At 72.0% G+C, this 19,209-nt stretch carries 17 protein-coding genes, 1 pseudogene and 1 riboswitch; of the genes and pseudogenes, 10 read left to right on the top strand and 8 right to left on the bottom strand.

Annotated features, from left to right (window positions below; genetic code table 11):
- Nucleotides 1–749 (bottom strand): annotated as a pseudogene (locus ABT137_RS33925) (hydrolase); the annotation flags it as partial.
- Nucleotides 750–1,082: 333 nt separating this feature from the next.
- Between ABT137_RS33925 and ABT137_RS33930 the strand changes: the two are divergent.
- Together ABT137_RS33930 and ABT137_RS33935 are read left to right on the top strand one after the other, a co-directional pair.
- Nucleotides 1,083–1,427, top strand: a complete 345-nt coding sequence (locus ABT137_RS33930; protein ID WP_351714954.1) for a hypothetical protein — start codon at nt 1,083–1,085, stop codon at nt 1,425–1,427.
- A gap of 7 nt (nt 1,428–1,434) precedes the next feature.
- On the top strand, nt 1,435–2,625 hold the full coding sequence (locus ABT137_RS33935; protein WP_351714955.1) for a glutathionylspermidine synthase family protein: 1,191 nt from the start codon (nt 1,435–1,437) through the stop codon (nt 2,623–2,625).
- Nucleotides 2,626–2,718: 93 nt separating this feature from the next.
- On the opposite strand, the gene rocD is transcribed toward ABT137_RS33935, so the two are convergent.
- Nucleotides 2,719–3,924: an ornithine--oxo-acid transaminase gene (gene rocD, locus ABT137_RS33940; protein WP_351714956.1), complete on the bottom strand. Its 1,206-nt coding sequence runs from the start codon at nt 3,922–3,924 to the stop codon at nt 2,719–2,721.
- Between the two features lie 104 nt (nt 3,925–4,028).
- Nucleotides 4,029–4,119: riboswitch (ZMP/ZTP riboswitch) on the top strand.
- A 32-nt stretch (nt 4,120–4,151) separates the two neighbouring features.
- Here rocD and ABT137_RS33945 point away from each other — a divergent pair.
- The 3 genes from ABT137_RS33945 (at nt 4,152) to ABT137_RS33955 (ending at nt 7,476) form a co-directional block, all read left to right on the top strand.
- Nucleotides 4,152–5,606, top strand: coding sequence for a glycine hydroxymethyltransferase (locus ABT137_RS33945; RefSeq protein ID WP_351714957.1), 1,455 nt, complete (start codon nt 4,152–4,154; stop codon nt 5,604–5,606).
- A 147-nt stretch (nt 5,607–5,753) separates the two neighbouring features.
- Nucleotides 5,754–6,767 (top strand): tryptophan--tRNA ligase, encoded by a 1,014-nt coding sequence (trpS, locus tag ABT137_RS33950; RefSeq protein ID WP_351714958.1) that lies wholly within the window; start codon nt 5,754–5,756, stop codon nt 6,765–6,767.
- A 130-nt stretch (nt 6,768–6,897) separates the two neighbouring features.
- Nucleotides 6,898–7,476 carry a 2'-5' RNA ligase family protein gene (locus ABT137_RS33955; RefSeq protein ID WP_351714959.1) on the top strand — a complete coding sequence of 193 codons (579 nt, stop codon included), beginning with the start codon at nt 6,898–6,900 and terminating at the stop codon, nt 7,474–7,476.
- A 98-nt stretch (nt 7,477–7,574) separates the two neighbouring features.
- Here ABT137_RS33955 and dprE2 read toward each other — a convergent pair whose 3' ends face one another.
- Nucleotides 7,575–8,330 (bottom strand): decaprenylphospho-beta-D-erythro-pentofuranosid-2-ulose 2-reductase, encoded by a 756-nt coding sequence (gene dprE2 / locus ABT137_RS33960; RefSeq protein ID WP_351714960.1) that lies wholly within the window; start codon nt 8,328–8,330, stop codon nt 7,575–7,577.
- Nucleotides 8,331–8,355: 25 nt separating this feature from the next.
- Nucleotides 8,356–9,747, bottom strand: coding sequence for a decaprenylphosphoryl-beta-D-ribose oxidase (gene dprE1 / locus ABT137_RS33965; RefSeq protein ID WP_351714961.1), 1,392 nt, complete (start codon nt 9,745–9,747; stop codon nt 8,356–8,358).
- 150 nt (nt 9,748–9,897) lie between these two features.
- Between dprE1 and ABT137_RS33970 the strand changes: the two genes are divergently transcribed.
- The 4 genes from ABT137_RS33970 to ABT137_RS33985 are packed head-to-tail and all read left to right on the top strand — an operon-like array spanning nt 9,898 to nt 12,699.
- On the top strand, nt 9,898–10,395 hold the full coding sequence (locus ABT137_RS33970; protein WP_351714962.1) for a phosphatase PAP2 family protein: 498 nt from the start codon (nt 9,898–9,900) through the stop codon (nt 10,393–10,395).
- Nucleotides 10,392–11,384 carry a decaprenyl-phosphate phosphoribosyltransferase gene (locus ABT137_RS33975; protein ID WP_502984615.1) on the top strand — a complete coding sequence of 331 codons (993 nt, stop codon included), beginning with the start codon at nt 10,392–10,394 and terminating at the stop codon, nt 11,382–11,384. Before ABT137_RS33970 ends, ABT137_RS33975 begins: the two co-directional genes overlap by 4 nt.
- On the top strand, nt 11,381–11,806 hold the full coding sequence (locus tag ABT137_RS33980; protein ID WP_351714963.1) for a GtrA family protein: 426 nt from the start codon (nt 11,381–11,383) through the stop codon (nt 11,804–11,806). Before ABT137_RS33975 ends, ABT137_RS33980 begins: the two co-directional genes overlap by 4 nt.
- On the top strand, nt 11,794–12,699 hold the full coding sequence (locus ABT137_RS33985; RefSeq protein ID WP_351714964.1) for a YihY/virulence factor BrkB family protein: 906 nt from the start codon (nt 11,794–11,796) through the stop codon (nt 12,697–12,699). Before ABT137_RS33980 ends, ABT137_RS33985 begins: the two co-directional genes overlap by 13 nt.
- Here ABT137_RS33985 and ABT137_RS33990 read toward each other — a convergent pair.
- On the bottom strand, nt 12,647–13,909 hold the full coding sequence (locus tag ABT137_RS33990; protein WP_351714966.1) for a D-alanyl-D-alanine carboxypeptidase family protein: 1,263 nt from the start codon (nt 13,907–13,909) through the stop codon (nt 12,647–12,649). The genes ABT137_RS33985 and ABT137_RS33990 overlap by 53 nt on opposite strands.
- Nucleotides 13,910–14,000: 91 nt before the next feature.
- Here ABT137_RS33990 and ABT137_RS33995 point away from each other — a divergent pair, with 91 nt between their 5' ends.
- Nucleotides 14,001–14,240: an SCO4848 family membrane protein gene (locus ABT137_RS33995; RefSeq protein ID WP_093508084.1), complete on the top strand. Its 240-nt coding sequence runs from the start codon at nt 14,001–14,003 to the stop codon at nt 14,238–14,240.
- A gap of 123 nt (nt 14,241–14,363) precedes the next feature.
- On the opposite strand, the gene ABT137_RS34000 is transcribed toward ABT137_RS33995, so the two are convergent.
- The 3 genes from ABT137_RS34000 to ABT137_RS34010 all read right to left on the bottom strand — a co-directional run bounded on the left by ABT137_RS34000 (nt 14,364) and on the right by ABT137_RS34010 (nt 19,208).
- A complete protein-coding gene (locus ABT137_RS34000) occupies nt 14,364–15,899 on the bottom strand; it encodes a GMC family oxidoreductase (RefSeq protein WP_351714967.1) in 1,536 nt (511 codons plus the stop codon).
- A 67-nt stretch (nt 15,900–15,966) separates the two neighbouring features.
- Nucleotides 15,967–18,213, bottom strand: a complete 2,247-nt coding sequence (locus tag ABT137_RS34005; protein WP_351714969.1) for a xanthine dehydrogenase family protein molybdopterin-binding subunit — start codon at nt 18,211–18,213, stop codon at nt 15,967–15,969.
- A complete protein-coding gene (locus tag ABT137_RS34010; RefSeq protein WP_351714970.1) occupies nt 18,210–19,208 on the bottom strand; it encodes an FAD binding domain-containing protein in 999 nt (332 codons plus the stop codon). The genes ABT137_RS34005 and ABT137_RS34010 overlap by 4 nt, the downstream gene beginning before the upstream one ends.
- Nucleotide 19,209 lies beyond the last annotated feature (1 nt).

Below are 19,209 nucleotides of genomic sequence, written 5' to 3' on the forward strand. Positions count from 1 at the left end.
GAGTAACCGCTGCGGTACACCAGGCCCTTGACGGCGGAGTTGTCGGAGGGCTTGAGCGTCGCCGTCGTGCCGTCGGCGATCAGGCTCTTGGTGACCGTGCCGAAGTCGCCGTTCAGGACGGCGTTGCTGCTGTCGCTGATGGCCTTCGGGTAGCCGGAACCGATGTCGAGGGAGTCGATGGAGAACCCGAACGGGTCGGTGGAGTCCACGCTGTTGTTGGTCATCAGGTCGTTGAGGATCTCGACCGCGTCGTAGCCGTCGCTGTTGCGGTCGGCGCCGGTGTGGTCGGAGATCATGAACAGCCCGCCACCGGCCTTCACGAAGTTCATGATCGCCGTCTTCTCGGCGGTGGTGAACTTGGTGTTGGGCTCGGGCAGCACCAGCGCGTCGAACTTCGACAGGTCGGTCGTCGACGAACCCCCGTACGTGAGGGCGCTCGTCGCGGTCTTCAGGCTGTAGTCACCGGTCTTCTGCAGGGCGATGCCCCACGAGGACAGCGCGCCGGTCCAGTCCTTGTCGGAGGACGGGGAGGAGTCCTGGGAGAGCGGATCGGGCTTGCTGGTGGAGATGATCCAGTCCGCGTTGCCGGCCTCCTCGGCGTGGCCGTCGTCGAACAGGACGCGGTAGGTGGTGGCCGCGTGGGCGGGGGTCGCGGCACCGGTGGCCTGGACGGCGGCAGCGGCGGTGAGCAGGCCGAGCACGGCCAGGGCCGTGGTGAGTTTGCGGCGCGGGATGGCGAAGCCGGGCATCTGTCATTCCTCCATCGGTGGGGGGTGCGAGAGGGATGGCGGTGCGGGTGGTGCGTCACGAGTCGTTCTGCGCGTCGTTCTGCGCGCGTAGAGAGAAATGCGGTTCTGTGGGGCCGAACGTGTTCTGCGCGCGTAGAGTCCGAAGTTGATCGTTCACCTACGGACAGCTGGACGGTACCGGCGGGGCGCGGTGCGCCGACAGGGGCCCGGCGACTTCACATGATTTTCTTACCTGTACATGACAATCCCCTCCCTGTCGGTGGTGGCCGCGGTGGCTCGAAACCGCTGGTCTAGGCTGTCGCCGGACATCGCATCGCACGGGGGGGCACGAACATGGCAGACACGCGCCGGCAACTGCGCTCGGGCACGGTCGTCCTCGGTGGCATGGGCCTGCTGGCCGCCGCCCTGACCGCCTGCTCCTCCGACCCCGACAAGCGCTGCGTCGACCGTGACAGCTACACCGCGGCCAAGGGCTACCAGGTCGTCTCCGACAAGAACTGCTCCTCCACCAAGTCCGCCGTCGACGCGGGCTACTACTACGGCGGCAAGAAGAAGGGCGGCTGGGTCAGCGGCGGTTCCTTCACCAAGCCGCGCAGCGGTTCGGGCGGCTCCTCCGGCAGTGGCCACAGCGTCAAGCGGGGCGGCTTCGGCAGCGGCCACGGCAGCTCCGGCGGCTGACCGCGCCGTGGAACGCCGTACGGCCGAACCCCGCCCCGACTGGCAGCGGACCGTCGAGGAACAGGGGTTGATCTACCCCCTCACCCGCCACCCCGACGGCACCCTGCGCCCGTACTGGGACGAGAGCGCCTACTACGCCTTCACCCTCGACGAGGTGGAGACGCTGGAGGAGGCCGTCGAGGAGCTGCACGTGATGTGCCTGGCGGCGGCGGACCGCATCGTCACGGAGAACCGTTTCGCCGACCTCGGGATCACCGACCCGCGCGTCGTGGCGGCCGTCACCGAGTCCTGGCACCGCCGCGCCGAACTCCCCTCCCTCTACGGCCGCTTCGACCTCCGCTACGACGGCACGGGCCCGGCGAAGCTCCTGGAGTACAACGCCGACACCCCCACCTCCCTGGTGGAGGCCGCGTCGGCGCAGTGGTTCTGGATGGAGGACCGCTTCCCGGGCGCCGACCAGTGGAACAGCCTCCACGAACGCCTGGTCGCCGCCTGGCGGAAACAGGCCCCCCTCCTCCCGCCCGGCGCCCCGCTGCACTTCGCCCACTCCAGTGCCGACGAACTCGGCGAGGACCTCATGACGGTCGCCTACCTCAAGGAGACGGCGGAACAGGCGGGCCTCGCCACCGACTGGATCTCCATGGAGGAGATCGGCTGGGACACCCTCACCGGCCGCTTCGTCGACAACCGGCTCCGGTTCATCCGGGCCTGCTTCAAGCTCTACCCGTGGGAGTGGCTCACCACCGACGCCTTCGCCGGTCACGTCCTCGACACCCTGGACAACGGCGGCGGCACCGGCACGACCATGTGGGTGGAGCCGGCCTGGAAGATGCTGCTCAGCAACAAGGCCCTGCTGGCGATCCTCTGGGAGCTGTACCCCGGCCACCCGAACCTCCTCCCGGCCTACGTCGACGGACCGAGAGAGCTCGCGACCGGCCGCGGATACGTCAGCAAGCCGCTGCTGGGCCGGGAGGGCGCGGGTGTCCTCGTCCACGCCCCGGGCGCCGAACCCGTCGCACGCGAAGAGCCCTGCTGCTACCAGGAGCTGGCCCCACTGCCCGACTTCGACGGCAACCACGTGGTGCTGGGCGCCTGGGTGGTGGGCGAGGAGGCGGCGGGCCTGGGCATCCGCGAGTCACAGGGCTTGGTGACGGACGACTACGCCCGCTTCTTGCCGCATGTGATCCTGCCGGCCTAGGGGCGCTGGGGGTACCCCCGGCCGAAGGCTGGGGGAGGAACTGCGCGACCAACCCCCACCGGCCCGCAGCCGACTACGCACCGGTCCGCCCCCCTACGCGCTCAGCACCCCCCACAACTGCTCCACCCCCCACTCCAGATCCTCCTCCGCCACCACCAGGGGCGGAGCCACCCGCACCGTCACCCCGTGCGTCTCCTTCACCAGCACCCCCCGCTCCATCAGCCGCTCCGCCACCGCCCGCCCCGACCCCACCCCCGGATCCACGTCCACCCCCGCCCACAGCCCCCGCCCCCGTACGGCCGTCACCCGTCCGCTCCCGGTCATCTCCGCCAGGCGCCGGTGCAGCAGTTCCCCCAGCTCGGCGGCCCGCTCCTGGAACTCCCCGGTCCGCAGCATCGCGATCACCTCAAGAGCCACCGCGCAGGCCAGCGGATTGCCCCCGAAGGTCGACCCGTGCTCCCCGGGCCGGAACACCCCGAGCACCTCGGCGTTCGCCACCACCGCCGACACCGGCAGCACCCCGCCGCCCAGCGCCTTCCCGAGGACGTACACATCCGGTACGACCCCCTCGTGCTCGCACGCGAACGTGCGCCCGGTCCGCCCCAGCCCCGACTGGATCTCGTCCGCGACGAACAGCACTCCCCGTTCCCGGGTCAGCTCCCGCACCCCGGCCAGATAGCCCTCCGGCGGCACGACGACCCCCGACTCGCCCTGGATCGGCTCCAGCAGCACCGCGACCGTGTTCTCGGTCACCGCGCCCCGCATCGCGGTCAGGTCGCCGTACGGCACGATCTCGAACCCCGGGGTGTACGGCCCGTAGTCCGCCCGTGCCTCCGGATCCGTGGAGAAGCTGATCACGGTCGTCGTACGGCCGTGGAAGTTCCCGCCCGCCACCACGACCTTCGCCATCTCGGCCGGCACGCCCTTGACCCGGTAACCCCACTTCCGGGCGGTCTTCACCGCCGTCTCCACGGCCTCCACGCCCGTGTTCATCGGCAGCACCATCTCCATCCCGCACAGCTCGGCCAGCTGGGTGCAGAACGCGGCGAACCGGTCGTGGTGGAACGCCCTCGACGTCAGCGTCACCCGCTCCAGTTGGGCCTTCGCCGCCGCGACCAGGCGCGGATGGCCGTGCCCGAAGTTCAGCGCCGAGTATCCGGCCAGGAAGTCCAGGTACCGGCGCCCCTCGACGTCCGTCATCCAGGCCCCGTCGGCCGTCGCGATCACCACCGGCAGCGGGTCGTAGTTGTGCGCGCTGTGCGCGTCGGCGGCGGCGACGAGGGCTTCCGTAGTGGTCACGGCGACTCCAGGGAACGCGGCGGGATTGCCCCCTTTCCTACCCTCTGCCCCTGCCCGACTGGTGGACGCCACGGCCCTCGGGCCCGGCGTGCCCGGTAATGTGATCCGCGGGCCGTGACTGGCGCGCTGGGATGGGACCGACCATCGGGGAGCGGCCCGCGTCGTGACCGAGTGCCGTGCGCCTGGGCCGAACCGTGAATGCCGAACGCCATGTCCGGAGGTCCCGAATGTCCGACAAGTCCGCGCCCCTGTCCACCGAGTCCACCGCGTACCGCGCAGCCCTCGATGTGATCCGCGGGATCGAGCCGCGGGTCGCCGACGCCATCGGCCAGGAGCTCGCCGACCAGCGCGAGATGCTCAAGCTGATCGCCTCCGAGAACTACGCCTCCCCGGCCACCCTGCTCGCGATGGGCAACTGGTTCAGCGACAAGTACGCCGAGGGCACTGTCGGCCGCCGCTTCTACGCCGGCTGCCGCAACGTCGACACGGTCGAGGCGCTCGCCGCCGAGCACGCCCGCGAGCTGTTCGGCGCGCGGCACGCCTACGTCCAGCCGCACTCCGGCATCGACGCCAACCTGGTCGCCTTCTGGGCCGTCCTCGCCGACCGCGTCGAGGTCCCCTTCCTCCAGAAGACCGGCGCCCGCCAGGTCAACGACCTCTCCGAGGCCGACTGGGCCGAGCTGCGCCAGGCCTTCGGCAACCAGCGGATGCTCGGCATGTCCCTGGACGCCGGCGGCCACCTCACCCACGGCTTCCGCCCGAACATCTCCGGCAAGATGTTCGACCAGCGCTCCTACGGCACCGACCCGGCCACCGGCCTGATCGACTACGACGCGCTGCGCGCCCAGGCCCGCGACTTCAAGCCGCTGATCATCGTCGCCGGCTACTCCGCGTACCCCCGGCTGGTGAACTTCCGGATCATGCGGGAGATCGCCGACGAGGTCGGCGCGACCCTCATGGTCGACATGGCCCACTTCGCCGGCCTGGTCGCCGGCAAGGTCCTGACCGGCGACTTCGACCCGGTCCCGCACGCCCAGATCGTGACCACGACCACCCACAAGTCGCTGCGCGGCCCGCGCGGCGGCATGGTCCTGTGCGACGACTCCCTCAAGGACCAGGTCGACCGAGGCTGCCCGATGGTCCTCGGCGGCCCGCTCCCGCACGTCATGGCCGCCAAGGCCGTCGCCCTCGCCGAGGCCCGGCAGCCCTCCTTCCAGGACTACGCCCAGCGCATCGTCGACAACTCGCGCGCGCTGGCCAAGGGCCTGATGCGCCGGGGCGCCACCCTGGTCACCGGCGGCACCGACAACCACCTCAACCTGATCGACGTCGAGACGTCGTACGGCCTCACCGGCCGCCAGGCCGAGTCGGCCCTCCTCGACTCCGGCATCGTCACCAACCGCAACGCGATCCCCGCCGACCCGAACGGTGCCTGGTACACCTCCGGCATCCGCATCGGCACCCCGGCGCTCACCACCCGTGGCCTCGGTACGGCCGAGATGGACGAGGTCGCGGGCCTGATCGACCGCGTCCTGACGGCGACCGAGCCGGGCACGACGAAGTCGGGCGCGCCGAGCAAGGCCTCCCACGTCCTGGACGAGAAGGTGTCGACGGAGATCGCCCAGCGCGCGACGGACCTGGTCGCGGGCTTCCCGCTGTACCCGGAGATCGACCTCGGCTGATCGACACCGGTCAGGGGCAGCGCCCCTGAAAGGGGCGCTGGGGGTACCCCCGGCCGAAGGCTGGGGGAGGAACTGCGCGACCAGCCCCCACGGTCCGCAGTTCCCCACGCACCGAATCCACCCGAGCTCTCTGAGAGAATGGTGAACATGGCCTCAGATCGACCTCGCGTGCTCTCCGGCATCCAGCCCACCGCCGGCTCGTTCCACCTGGGCAACTACCTCGGCGCCGTCCGCCAGTGGGTAGCCCTCCAGGAGACCCACGACGCCTTCTACATGGTCGTCGACCTGCACGCGATCACGGTCCCGCAGGACCCCGCCGACCTGCGCGCCAACACCCGGCTCGCCACCGCCCAGCTGCTCGCGGCCGGCCTGGACCCGGACCGCTGCACCCTCTTCGTGCAGAGCCACGTCCCCGAGCACGCCCAGCTCGCCTGGGTCATGAACTGCCTCACCGGCTTCGGCGAGGCCAGCCGGATGACCCAGTTCAAGGACAAGGCGGCCAAGCAGGGCACGGACCGCGCGAGCGTCGGCCTGTTCACCTACCCCATCCTCCAGGTCGCCGACATCCTGCTCTACCAGGCCCACGAGGTCCCCGTCGGCGAGGACCAGCGCCAGCACGTCGAGCTCACCCGCGACCTCGCCGAGCGCTTCAACGGCCGGTTCGGCGAGACCTTCACCATCCCGAAGCCGTACATCCTCAAGGAGACGGCGAAGATCTACGACCTCCAGGACCCGTCGATCAAGATGAGCAAGTCGGCGTCCACGCCGAAGGGCCTCATCAACCTCCTCGACGACCCGAAGGCGACCGCGAAGAAGGTCAAGAGCGCGGTCACCGACACGGACACCGTGATCCGCTACGACGCCGAGCACAAGCCGGGCGTCTCCAACCTGCTCACCATCTACTCCACCCTCACCGGCAAGTCGATCGCCGATCTTGAGCAGGAGTACGAGGGCAAGATGTACGGCGCGCTCAAGACGGACCTCGCCGACATCATGGTCGACTTCGTCACCCCGTTCCGGGAGCGCACCCAGCAGTACCTGGACGACTCGGAGACCCTCGACTCGATCCTCGCCAAGGGCGCGGAGAAGGCCCGCGCGGTCGCCGCCGAGACCCTGGCCCAGGCCTACGACAGGGTCGGTTTCCTGCCCGCCAAGCACTGAGCGAGACGAAGCGCTGCACATCACTTCGGCCACGGCTGCCCGGGAGGCGGCCGTGGCCGTACAGTCGATAGCCGGACGCCCGGGTACGAACCCGACATGCGTCCGCCCACCACGACCGACGGGAGATGACGTGGGGACCGTAACGATCGGCGTGTCGATCGCGGTCCCGGAGCCTCACGGCAGCCTGCTCCAGGAGCGGCGCGCGGGCTTCGGCGACGCCGCGGCCCACGGCATCCCCACCCACGTCACGCTGTTGCCTCCGGCGGAGATCGCCGAGGGGGAGCTGGCCGCGGTTAAGGCACACCTCAGCGAGGTCGCCGCGGCGGGGCGGCCCTTCCCGATGCGGCTCTGCGGTACGGGTACGTTCCGGCCGCTGTCGCCGGTGGTCTATGTCAGGGTCGTCCAGGGGGCTGAGGACTGTGCCTGGCTCCAGGCACGGGTGCGGGACGAGTCGGGGCCGCTCGCCAGGGAACTGCAGTTCCCGTACCACCCGCATGTGACCGTCGCCCACGGGATCGACGAGGCCGCCATGGACCGGGCGTTCGCCGAACTTGCGGACTACGAGGCCGAGTGGCCTTGTACGGGGTTCGCGTTGTACGAGCAGGGGGCGGACGGGGTGTGGCGGAAGCTGCATGAGTACGCCTTCGGGGGCTCTGTCGTGCCTCCTCAGGTGGGGCATGTGGAGCGGGGGACCATCGCAAGTCGGTAGCCTGCGGGCCGGTGGGGGCTGGTCGCGCAGTTCCTCCCCCAGCCTTCGGCCGGGGGTACCCCCAGCGCCCCTGAAGGGGCGCGTCCCAGTGGCCGGCATTAAATCGGCAACCTCCGGAAGACTGAACGCGGCGCGTGCCGCAGCGCCGACATCACCACCCTCAGAGCCCCCGGCACCCACACCACCTCCGAGCGCCTGCGCAGGCCGATCTCGATCGCCGTGGCCACCGCCTCCGGGGTCGTGGCGAGCGGTGCTTCCTCCAGGCCCCTCGTCATCTTCGTCCGGACGAACCCCGGCCGTACGACCATCACGTGCACGCCCGTCCCGTGCAGCGCGTCGCCGAGGCCCTGGGCGAAGGCGTCCAGGCCCGCCTTGCTGGAGCCGTAGATGAAGTTGGAGCGGCGGGCGCGTTCACCGGCGACCGAGGAGAGGACGACCAGGGAGCCGTGGCCCTGGGACTGCAGGGCCCGTGCGGCGACCAGGCCCGCCGAGACGGCGCCCGTGTAGTTGGTCTGGGCGACGCGTACGGCGTTCACCGGTTCGCGTTCGTCGGTCGCCTGGTCGCCGAGGATGCCGAAGGCGAGCAGGACCAGGTCGACGTCGCCGTTGGCGAAGACCTTGCCGAGGGCCGTCTCGTGGGACTCGGGGTCGAGCGCGTCGAAGGGGACGGTGTGGACGTCGGGGCCGAGGGCGCGCAGCTGTCCGGCGGCCTGTTCGAGGGCGGGGGAGGGGCGGCCCGCCAGCCAGACCGTGCGGGTGCGGCGGGCGATCAGCCGGCGCGCGGTGGCCAGCGCGATCTCCGACGTACCGCCGAGGACGAGCAGGGACTGGGGCATTCCGAAGGCGTCCTTCACTGCAACTCCTGGGGCTAGAGGAGGACTAGAGACCGAGACGGCGGGACAGGTCGGACACGAAGACCCCGCGTGGGTCCAGCTCCGCGCGCAGGGCGCGGAAGTCGGCGAGCCGCGGGTACATCGCGGCGAGCAGGTCGGGACGGAGCCGGGCGTCCTTGGCGAGATAGACGCGGCCGCCGGCGCCCGCGACCTCCTCGTCCAGTTCGTCGAGGAACGTGCCGAGGCCGGGCAGCCCGGCGGGGAGGTCGAGGGCGAGGGTCCAGCCGGGCACCGGGAAGGAGAGCCAACCGGGGTCGGCCTCGCCGAAGCGCTTGAGGACGGCCAGGAAGGACGGGCAGCGGCGCTCGGAGATGCGGGCGACGATCCGGCGCAGGGCGGCCTCCTGGCCGTGTCCGACGACGAACTGGTACTGGACGAAGCCGGCCCGGCCGTAGACGCGGTTCCAGTGCGGGACGCCGTCCAGGGGGTGGAAGAACGCGGAGATGGGCTGGAGTTGGCCGACCCGGGCGCGGGGGGCCTTGCGGTACCAGAGTTCGTTGAAGAGGCCGACGGTGGTGCGGCCCAGGAGGCCGTCGGGGACGTAGGCGGGGGCGGGTGGCAGCTCGCGGGGGCGGAAGGCCAGCGGGGCGCGCCCGGCGCGGGTGTTCCCGGCGAGTGCCTCCCTGGGCGCGTGGTCGCCGCGGGTGAGCACCGCGCGCCCGGTCGCCGCCCCGCGCGCGAGCAGGTCGATCCAGGCGACCGAGTAGCGGTAGCGGTGGTCGGTCCCGGTCAGGCGGGCCATCAGGTCGTCGAGGTCGGCGGCGCGTTCGGTGTCGACGGACATGTACGACGTCTCGACGGGGAGGAGGCGGACGGTCGCCGTGAGGATCACTCCGGTCAGACCCATGCCGCCGGCCGTCGCGTCGAACAGCGGCGTGCCGCGGCTCACCGTGCGGACCTGGCCGTCCGCGGTGAGGAGTTCGAAGGACAGCACGTGACGGGAGAACGATCCCGAGACATGGTGGTTCTTGCCGTGGATGTCGGCGCCGATCGCGCCGCCCACCGTCACCTGGCGGGTCCCGGGGGTCACCGGGACGAACCAGCCGAGCGGCAGCAGCACCTCCATCAGGCGGTGCAACGAGACCCCGGCGTCGCACAGCACGGTGCCGCCGTCGGCGTCGATGGCGTGGACGCGGTCCAGGCCCGTCATGTCGAGCACGGCGCCGCCGGCGTTCTGCGCCGCGTCGCCGTAGGCCCGCCCGAGGCCCCGCGCGATACCGCCGCGCGCCCCGCAGTTCCGGATCGCGTCCGCCGCCTCCTGATAGGTCCGGGGGCGGATCAGGCGGGCGGCGGTGGGGGCGGTGCGGCCCCAGCCGGTCACGGGGACGGTGGTCTCCGGTGCGGCGGGGCCTGCGGGCCCTTCAGGCGATCCAGGCATGAGGACGACCGTATCGCTGCCGTATGGGTGTTATGCGAGCTATGGAGGATTGGTTACGGAAGATCACCCGACTCCTCGAAACGGGTGATTATCCGAATGTCGCTCAATATGGTCGTAGCTTTGGCGGGGTGAAGGTGAACAGTGAGTCCAATGGACGACATGGACCACCGGATCCTCTCCGCGCTGCACGCCTGCGGTGCCGATCCACGCGTCGCGTCGGCCGCGCGTGGTCTCTCCCTCGCCGGTGAGCACGGCGCGCTCTGGCTCGCTGCGGGCCTCGCCGGGGCCGCCGTGGACGGCGCGCGGCGCGGCGCCTGGGTGCGTGGCACGGCGCTCGTCGCGGTCGCGCACCTCGGCAGCATGGGCGTCAAACGGGTCGTGCGGCGGGCGCGTCCCGCGCATGTCCGGCCCCGGATGCGCACCGCGGGCGGCCACTCCTTCCCCAGCTCGCACGCCACCTCCGCGGCGGCGGCCGCCGTCGCCTTCGGGGCGCTCGGGGTGCCCGCCGTCGCGCCCCTCGCGGCCGCGATGTGCCTGTCCCGGCTGGTCGTCGGCGTGCACTTCCCGACGGACGTGGCGGCGGGCGCGGCCCTCGGGGCGCTCACGGCCCGCGCCGGGGCGCGCTGGATGAGCGGGGGCACGGCGTGACCGAGACCGCGCACGCCGCCGCGAAGGGGGTCGCCGAAACGACTCTGCGCGAACAGCGCGCCCACCCCTCCCGGGGCCACGCACCGGCACCCGCGCGTGTCACCCCCGGCGGCCTCCTCATGGGCCTGCTGCGGACCACCCGCCCCAAGCAGTGGGTCAAGAACACCCTCGTCGTCGCCGCCCCGGCCGCCGCAGGCCGGCTCTTCTCGGTGCCCGCGCTCGGCCGCCTCGCCCTGACCTTCGCCCTCTTCACGGCCTGCGCCGCCGCCGTCTACCTGATCAACGACGCCCGGGACGCCGAGGCCGACCGTGCCCACCCCGTCAAGTGCCGCCGCCCGGTGGCCGCAGGCCAGGTCCCGGTCCCCGTCGCCTACGCCGTCGGCGGCCTCCTGGCCGTCCTCGCACCCCTGCTCGCGGCCCGGCTGACCCCGCCGCTCGTCCCCGTCCTGCTGACCGCCTACCTGGGCATGCAACTGGCGTACTGCGTCGTCCTGAAGCACGTCCTGGTCGTCGACCTCGTCGTCGTCACCACCGGCTTCCTGATGCGGGCGATGATCGGCGGGGTCGCCCTCGGCATCCCGCTGTCCCGCTGGTTCCTGATCACCACCGGATTCGGCGCGCTCTTCATGGTGTCGGCCAAGCGCTACTCCGAGGCCGTGCAGATGGCCGAGAAGGCCGGCGCCACGCGCGCGCTGCTCACCGAGTACACCACCGGCTACCTCCGCTTCGTCTGGCAGCTGGCCGCCGGCGTCGCCGTCCTCGCCTACTGCCTGTGGGCGCTGGAGGGCCACGACGGGCCCGCCGCCGGCCTGCTGCCCTGGCGCCAGCTGTCCATGGTCGCCTTCATCCTGGCGATCCTCCGGTACGCCGTCTTCGCCGACCGCGGCACCGCCGGCGAACCCGAGGACGTCGTCCTGCGCGACCGCGCCCTCGCCCTGATCGGCCTGGCCTGGCTGGCCATGTACGGCCTCGCGGTGGCCCACTGGTGACCGCGCCCGCGCGCGAGCTGATCGGCTTCGCGACCGCCGGCCTGCTCGCCTACGCCGCGGACCTCGGTCTCTTCAGCCTGCTGCGCGGCCCGGCCGCCCTCGACCCGCTCACCGCCAAGTCCCTGTCGTTCGTGGCGGGCTGCACGGTCGCCTACCTCGGCAACGCCTGCGGCACCTACCGTCACGCCCGCGCAACCGGTGCGCGCCCCTACGCCGTCTTCGTCGCCGTGAACCTCGCCGGCGCCCTCGTCCAGCTGCTCTGTCTCGCCGTCAGCCACTACGGACTCGGCCTCACCTCGCAGCGCGCCGACACCGTCTCCGGCGCGGTCGTCGGCATGGCGCTGGCCACGATTCTGCGCTTCTGGGGTACCCGCACATTGGTGTTCCGCGGAGGGGGCAGAGTCGGATCATGGACTGGCTGAGAAGACTCCCCGTCGTCGGCCCCCTCGTGGGCTGGCTCATGACGACGCACGTGTGGCGGTCGTACGAGCGGCTCGACCGGGTGAAGTGGTCCCGGCTGGCCGCCGCCATGACCTTCATCAGCTTCATCTCGCTCTTCCCGCTGCTGACCGTGGGCGCCGCGATCGGGGCCGCCACGCTGAGCGAGTCGCAGCAGCAGGACCTGCAGAAGAAGATCGCCGACCAGGTGCCCGGCATCTCCGACCAGCTGGACATCCACTCCCTGGTCCAGAACGCCGGCACGGTCGGTCTCATCGCCGGTGCCGTCCTGCTTTTCACCGGCATCAACTGGGTCGGCCAGATGCGGGACTGCCTGCGCGCGGTGTGGCAGCTGCCCGACAAGGACCAGAACCCGATCCTCGCCAAGGCCAAGGACGGCGTCATCCTGATCGGCTTCGGCGGCGCCGTCCTCGTCACGCTCGCCGTCTCCACCATCGCCTCGGCGGCGGTCGGCTGGACGGCCCGGCAGCTCGGCATCGCCGAACACAGCTGGGGGAGCCTCCTGCTCCGTACCGCCGCCTTCGTCGTCGCCGTCACCGCCGACTTCCTGCTCCTGCTCTACGTCCTCACCCTGCTGCCCGGCGTCGAACCGCCGCGCCGCCGCCTGCTGGTCGCGGCCCTGATCGGCGCGGTCGGCTTCGAACTCCTCAAGCTGCTGCTCAGCGGCTACATCCAGGGCGTCGCGGGAAAGAGCATGTACGGCGCGTTCGGCGTCCCGGTGGCCCTGCTGCTGTGGATCAACTTCACGGCCAGGATCGTCCTGTACTGCGCCGCCTGGACGGCGGAGGAGACCACCGCCGAGTTCAGGGGCGAGTCCGCCGGCGCACCAGATCCGGCAGCGGCCAACGGCGGTTGACCAGGAACGCTGCGCCCACCAGCAGCACCACCGCCCCGCCCGCGATCCCCAGCGCCACCCCGACCCCGCCGGAGCCGTCGGCGGAGGCCGCGGCCACCGGCTTCGAGCTCGCGCCGTCGTCCTTGCCGACGGCGGTGGCCCGCGGCGAGGCACTGGAGCCCACGGCCCCCTTGGGCGGCACCAGCTCACCCACCGGAGTCACCTTGCCGGCCGCCTGGAAACCCCAGTCGAACAGCTGGGCGGTCTCCTTGTAGACCTCGTTGTGCTCCTTGTTCTCCGGGTTCATCACGGTGACCAGCAGCACCCGGCCGTTCCGCTCGGCGACCCCGGTGAAGGTGGCGCCCGCGTTGGTGGTGTTGCCGTTCTTCACCCCCGCGATGCCCTGGTACACCGGGACGTCGGTGTCGCCGCTCAGCAGCCGGTTGGTGTTCTGGATCTCGAAGGACCCACGGACCGACTTGCCCTTCGCGTTCTTCGCCGTGTCGCCGGGGAAACTGGCCCGTACGGTCGAGCAGTACTCCCGGAAGTCCTTCTTCTGCAGCCCGGAACGCGCGAACAGCGACAGGTCGTACGCCGACGACACCTGCCCCGGCTGGTCGTACCCGTCCGGCGTCACCACGTGGGTGTCCAGCGCCTGCAGCTCGTCCGCGTGGTCCTGCATGTCCTCGACCGTCCGGTCGACCCCGCCGTTCATCGCGGACAGCACGTGCACGGCGTCGTTCCCGGAGCGCAGGAACACCCCGAGCCAGAGGTCGTGGACCGTGTAGGTCTGGCCCTCCTTTATCCCGACCATGCTGGAACCGGCGCCGATGCCCGCGAGGTCGGCCGGCACCACCGTGTGCGGGGTCGACTTCGGGAACCGGGGCAGCACGGTGTCCGCGAACAGCATCTTCAGGGTGCTCGCCGGGGGCAGCCGCCAGTGCGCGTTGTGCGCGGCGAGCACCTCGCCCGACTCGGCGTCGGAGACGATCCAGGACCGCCCCGTGATGTCCTTCGGCAGCACCGGCACCCCGGCAGCCAGGTTCACCTGGGTACCGGGCTGCCCCAGCCGGGTACCGCCCACCGTCGACATGTTCGCCGGGGGAGTGGCCGACGGAGTCGTCGACGGGGTCGGCGCGGCGAACGCGGCCGGCACGGTGGACGACAGCGACAGCAGGGCGGCGGAGGCGACCAGCAGCGCGCGGCTGGCCTTCGGCTTCGGAGCGGGCACGGACGAGAACGTACCTGCCACGGAGGGCGAAGTCCCGTCACCGACTCCACCCCGGAATCGGAACCGGACAGCGGACGGAGATACTGAGTCCATGAAGCTCAGCCGTCCGGTCTCCTGGTTCCTGCTCGCGTTCGGGGTGTGGAGCTGGTTCATCTGGATCACTTTCGTCAAAAACCTCGTCAAGGACGGCAGCGGTCTCGCCTTCGACAACGGGCATCCCACGGCGTACTTCTGGATCCACCTGACGCTGGCCGTCGTGTCCTTCGTATTGGGGACGGTCATCGGGGTCATCGGGTTGCGCGGAGTCCGCGCACTGCGCCGTACGTCATAGAGCCGCACGTCCCGGAAACAGCACGGGACAGGACACACCAGGGCGACCGTCGTCCTCGGGCACAGTGCGCACGCGTGCGGCCGGACCGGTGCCGTCGTCCCGGCTCGGAGTGTGTGCAGGGTCCTACGTACGGGAGCGCAGGAGGTCCGCCGCCCGCTCGGCGACCGCGTACACGGTGGCGTTGGTGTTGGCGGAGATGCTCGCGGGCATGACCGAGGCGTCGGCCACGCGCAGGCCGCCCACGCCGCGCACGCGCAGCGCCGGGTCGACGACGGCCGCCTCGTCGGTGCCGGTCCGGCACGTTCCGGCGTAGTGGCTGTAGCTGCGCAGGTTCCTTCGCAGGTAGGCCGCCAGTTGCTCGTCGTCCCGGACGGCGGGGCCCGGCAGTGCCTCCTCGCCCCGCCAGTCGGCCAGGGCCGGGGCGTCCCCGATCTCGCGGGCCGTGCGCAGACCGCTGACCATGGCGTCGAGATCACGGCGGTCGCTGTAGTACCGGGGATCGAGCAGCGGGGGCGCACCGGGTGTGCCGGTGGCCAGGCGCACCGTGCCACGGCTGAACGGCATCATCAGGCCGACCATGAGGGTGTACCCCTGTCCCATGCCGGGACCGGGCAGGCTGTCCTCGCGCAGGGGGACATCCACGAACTGGATGTGCAGGTCGGGTCCGGCGACCTGCGGCCCGCTGCGGATGAGCCCCTGGACCTCGCCGTGGTTGTTCACCGCCGGCGGGACCGGACGCGCCGCCCGGTAGACGATCCCGGACAACGGGTGGTCCCAGAGGCCGGCGCCGACACCGGGAAGGTCCACCACCGGGTCGATGCCGACCCGCGCGAGGTGGTCCCGCGGGCCGATCCCGGACAGCATCAGCACCTGTGGGCTGCCCACCGCTCCGGCGCTCAGCACGACCTCCCCGGCGCAGTGCGCGACGACCGTCCCGCCGTCGGCGACGTACTCCACGCCGGTGCAGCGGTCGCCGTCCAGGAGCACCCGGTGCACGAGGGCGCCGGTCACGACGTGGAGGTTCGGCCGGTCCAGCACCGGCCGCAGGTAGGCCGCCGCGGCGTCCTGCCGTCGGCCGTCGACGATGTTCAGATCACCCCACCCGAACCCTTCCGCCAGGCCGCAGGCGATGTCCCGTACCTCGGTGTGCCCGGCCTGCACCGCCGCGGCCAGGCCCGCCTCGGCCAGTGGGTGGCGTTCGGCCGCGGGTGCCACCCGCAGGGGACCGTCCATGCCCCGTACGGCGGGGTCGCGCCCCGGGACGCCCGTCAGGTTCTCGCTGCGCTTGAAGTACGGCAGCAGGTCGTCGTAGCCCCAGCCGGTCGCGCCGGCCGCGGCCCAGGCGTCGTAACCGGAGCGGTGGCCGCGCAGGAAGTTCATGGCGTTGATCGACGACGAGCCGCCCAGCCCGCGGCCGCGCGGCCACGGCACCGCGAGACCGGCCGTGGTCTGCGGCACCGTGGTGTCGGCCCAGTCCGCCGCCGTCCCCAGCAACGTGGGCCAGGCGGGCGGTACCGCCATGGCTTCCAACGGCTCGCGGCCGCCTGCCTCCAGCAGCAGCACCCGTGCACCGCTTTCCTCCGACAGACGTGCGGCGAGGACGCAACCCGCTGTTCCGGCTCCCACGACGATGTAGTCGAACTCGGACGCAGATCCCACCGGTCGGCCTTCCTCTCGGGTCTCGCGGTGCCGTGGCCGGCGAGGCGACGGCCGGCCGGACAGCCGGTCACAGCAGGTGTTCGATCCTGATGGGCAGTTCACGGACGCGGTGGCCGGTAGCGTGGAAGACGGCGTTGGCGATGGCGGCGGCGGCGCCGACCGTGCCGATCTCCCCGATCCCCTTGACTCCCAGCGGGTTGACCACCGTGTCCTGGACGTCCACGAACTCGATGTCGATGTCGGGGGCGTCCGCGTTCACCGGCACGAGGTAGTCGCCGAAACCGGTGTTGGCCCAGCGGCCGTCGCGGGCGTCGACGAGGGTCCCCTCCAGCAGGGCATGGCTGAGACCCCACAGCATGCCGCCCATGGCCTGGCTGCGGGCGGTCTTGGCGTTGAGCACCCGGCCGGGGGCGAACGCCCCGGTCATGCGCCGCACCCGGACGACCCCGAGGTCGGGGTCGACGGCGACCTCCGCGAACTGGGCGCCGAAGGTGGCGAGCCCGTGCGGCACGTCGGGCGGCGGCGGGTTCCAGCTGCCGAGCGCGTCGAAGTCCGTCATGAAGTGGCGGCGCATGAACTCGCCGTAGGTCTCCCCGACGTCGGGCCGCTCGCGCAGCCGCATCCGCCCGCCGTGCACGACGACGGCCGTCGGGTCCGCGCCGTGCAGCGGCGAACCGGGGTCCGAGAGGGCCTGGCCGACCAGCTCGTCGCGCAGCGCGGCGACGGCGGTGAGGACGGCGGCGCTGATCATGCCGGAGCCCGCCGAGCCGACCGCGGCCGCGATGTTGGGCAGGTCGGTGTCGCCGTACTCGAAGCGGACGCGGTCGAGCGGCACCCCCAGACCGTCGGCGGCGACCTGGGTCGCCACGGTGGCGACTCCGGTGCCGAATTCCTGGGTCGCGGCCTGCACCACGGCCGTGCCGTCCGCGTAGAGGCGGGCACGGGCCCGCTGCGGTTGCATGGGGAAGGTCACCGGGTATGCGGCGGTGGCCATGCCGGTGCCGATCAGCCAGTTCCCGTCGCGTCGCGCGCGCGGCCGCGGATCGCGCCCCTGCCAGCCGAAGCGCCGCGCTCCACGCCGGTAGCACTCCACGGCACCGTCGCTGGACCACGGGTTGCCGCCGGCCGGATCCACCTCGGCGTGGTTGCGCAGCCGCAGTTCGAGCGGGTCCAGGCCGAGCTCGTGGGCGAGCTCGTCCATCATGCATTCCAGCGCGAACATCCCGGAGATCTCGCCGGGGCCGCGGGTGAAGGTGGGCGTCATGGTGTTGCCGCGGACGAGCCGGTAGACGCCCTCGTAGTTCGGGCAGGCGTACACCCGCCCGGCCATGCCGAGCGAGGGCTCCGCCCAGTCGTCGAAGGGCGAGGTGAGCGACAGCTTGTGATGGCGCAGCGCGGTCAGGCGGCCCTCGTCGGTGGCGCCGATCTCGATGTGCTGCTCCTGCTCCTCGCGGTGCCCGCAGGAGGTGAACATCTGCTCCCGGGTCAGCGCCAGCTTGACCGGGCGCCCCACCCGTCGCGCGGCCATGGCGGCCAGTGTGACGTGCGGCCACGCCGCTGCCTTGCAGCCGAACCCGCCACCGACGAAACGGGTGAGGACCCGCACCTGGGACCGGGGGATGCCCAGCTGCCGGGCGACTGTGGTCTGGGTGGCCACGACGCCCTGGGTGGTGTCGTGGAGGGTGAGCCGGTCGCCGTCCCACACGGCGGTGGTGGCCGACGGCTCGATCGGATTGTGGTGGTTGGCGGCCAGGCGGAACGTCGCGGAGAGCCGGGTGGAGGCGGCGGCGAGACCGGCGCCGACGTCCCCGCGCACACTGCGCCCGGGGAGGAGGCCGGCGAAGATCGCCTCCGGTTCGTAGGCCTCGTCGCGGCCCTGGTCCAGGGTGGTGGTCGACGCACCGCGCTCGTAGTCGACGTGCACGAGACGGGACGCGTACTGGGCGCGCTCCAGGGAGTCCGCGACCACCAGGGCCACCGGCTGGCCGTAGTAGTGCACGGTGTCGTCCTGCATGGGGAAGAAGCTCTGGCCGGCGGCGTCGTGGCCGAAGAGCGAGAGTCCCAGACGTGCCTCCGTCGCCAGTTTCGGCAGGTTGCGGTGGGTGAGCACGGTGAGCACGCCCGGGGCGCGCTCCGCCTCCGCGGTGTCGATGCGGGTGATGCGCCCGCCGGCCGTGCGGGCGCCGACGAGGGCGGCGTACGCGGTGCCCGGCAGGGTGATCTCGGCCGAGTAGCGGGCCGCGCCGGTGACCTTGGCGGGTCCGTCGACCCGGTCGACGGGCCGCCCGACGGCGGGGGCCGGTGCGGTGGTCATGGTGCGTCGTCCCTCGCGACGGCCGTCTCCAGCGCGCGGACCATGGTGCGCCGGGCCAGTTCGGCCTTGAAGGCGTTGAGGGGGCGGGGCCGGGCGCCGGTGAGCTCCTCGGCGGCGGCCCGGGCGAAGACGTCGTGCCGTGCCGCCCGTCCCGTCAGGAATGCCTCCGCCCGGCGCGCCCGCCACGGCTTGGTGGCCACGCCGCCGAGCGCGAGGCGGACCTCGCCGATCACGCCCTCGCGGACGTCGACGGCGACGGCCACCGAGGCGAGTGCGAATTCGTAGGACGCGCGGTCCCGGACCTTCAGGTAGAGCGAGCGCCGCGCCATCGGCGTGGCGGGCACGTCGATCGCCGTGATCAGCTCGCCGTGCTCGACCGGGTGCTCGCGGTGCGGTGTGTCCCCCGGCAGCAGGAAGAAGTCGTCGACGGGAACGGCGCGGGTACCGCCGTCGGCGCGCTGGGTGCGCACCACGGCGTCCAGCGCGACCAGCGCGACCGCCGCGTCCGAGGGATGCGTGGCGATGCAGTGCTCGCTGGTGCCCAGGATCGCGTGGTTCCGGTTGACGCCCTCCAGCGCGGCGCACCCGCTGCCCGGCAGGCGCTTGTTGCACGCGGACCCGGAGTCGCGGAAGTACGGGCAGCGCACCTTCTGCATCAGGTTGCCGCCCATCGACGCCATGTTCCGCAACTGGGCCGACGCCCCCAGCAGCAGGGCCTGGGACAGCACCGGGAAGCGGGCCACGACCGCCGGATCCTCGGCGACGTCGCTCATCCGGGCCAGCGCCCCGATGCGGAGACCGCCCCCGGACAGCTCGTCGATGCCGTCCAGCGGCAGGCGGTTGATGTCCACCAGCCGGTTCGGCCACACGACGTCCAGGCGCAGCAGGTCGACCTCCGTGGTGCCCCCTGCCAGGAAGGAGCTGCCGGGGTCGCAGGCGACGGCGGTGATCGCGCCGCGTACGTCGGTCGGCCGGGCGTAGGCGACGGACCGCACG

Source organism: Streptomyces sp. NPDC001980, assembly GCF_040296885.1.
Classification (GTDB): Bacteria; Actinomycetota; Actinomycetes; order Streptomycetales; family Streptomycetaceae; genus Streptomyces.

Coding starts and splice junctions, on each gene's coding strand:
- ABT137_RS33930 (WP_351714954.1), top strand. CDS start 1,083: ATGGCAGACACGCGCCGGCAACTGCGCTCGGGCACGGTCGTCCTCGGT.
- ABT137_RS33995 (WP_093508084.1), top strand. CDS start 14,001: ATGAAGCTCAGCCGTCCGGTCTCCTGGTTCCTGCTCGCGTTCGGGGTG.
- ABT137_RS33985 (WP_351714964.1), top strand. CDS start 11,794: ATGGACTGGCTGAGAAGACTCCCCGTCGTCGGCCCCCTCGTGGGCTGG.
- ABT137_RS33970 (WP_351714962.1), top strand. CDS start 9,898: ATGGACGACATGGACCACCGGATCCTCTCCGCGCTGCACGCCTGCGGT.
- ABT137_RS34005 (WP_351714969.1), bottom strand. CDS start 18,213: ATGACCACCGCACCGGCCCCCGCCGTCGGGCGGCCCGTCGACCGGGTC.
- dprE1 (WP_351714961.1), bottom strand. CDS start 9,747: ATGCCTGGATCGCCTGAAGGGCCCGCAGGCCCCGCCGCACCGGAGACC.
- ABT137_RS33945 (WP_351714957.1), top strand. CDS start 4,152: ATGTCCGACAAGTCCGCGCCCCTGTCCACCGAGTCCACCGCGTACCGC.
- trpS (WP_351714958.1), top strand. CDS start 5,754: ATGGCCTCAGATCGACCTCGCGTGCTCTCCGGCATCCAGCCCACCGCC.